This window comes from Methylobacterium frigidaeris (assembly GCF_022179185.1).
In the GTDB taxonomy this organism is placed as follows: Bacteria; Pseudomonadota; Alphaproteobacteria; order Rhizobiales; family Beijerinckiaceae; genus Methylobacterium; species Methylobacterium frigidaeris.
This window is the reverse complement of the sequence record NZ_BPQJ01000197.1, coordinates 1-275: the sequence shown is the minus strand read 5'-3', so window position 1 is coordinate 275 and position 275 is coordinate 1. Positions and strand designations below refer to the sequence as shown.

At 70.2% G+C, this 275-nt stretch carries 1 protein-coding gene; it reads left to right on the top strand.

Annotation, left to right across the window (positions count from 1 at the left end; genetic code table 11):
- Positions 1–275 (top strand): LapA family protein (locus MFF64_RS36835; RefSeq protein ID WP_238193979.1); only part of this gene is annotated, 275 nt, incomplete at both ends.

Genomic DNA, 275 nt, shown 5'->3' with positions numbered 1-275 from the left:
ATCGCCGCCCTGGTGATCCTGCTGGCGGTCGCAAACCGGGCACCGGTGCCGCTCTCGTTCGACCCGTTCAACGCGGAGGCGCCCGTCTTCAGCGTGAACCTTCCGCTCTACGCGATCCTGTTCGGCGCCGTGGCATTGGGCATCGTGGTCGGCGGCGCCTTCACGTGGCTCGGCCAGGCCAAGACCCGGGCGAACGTCCGCTATCATCGCCGCGAGGCGACGCGGTACGAGCGCGAGGCGAGCCGGCTGCGTGCCTACTGCCCGGACAGCGAGAC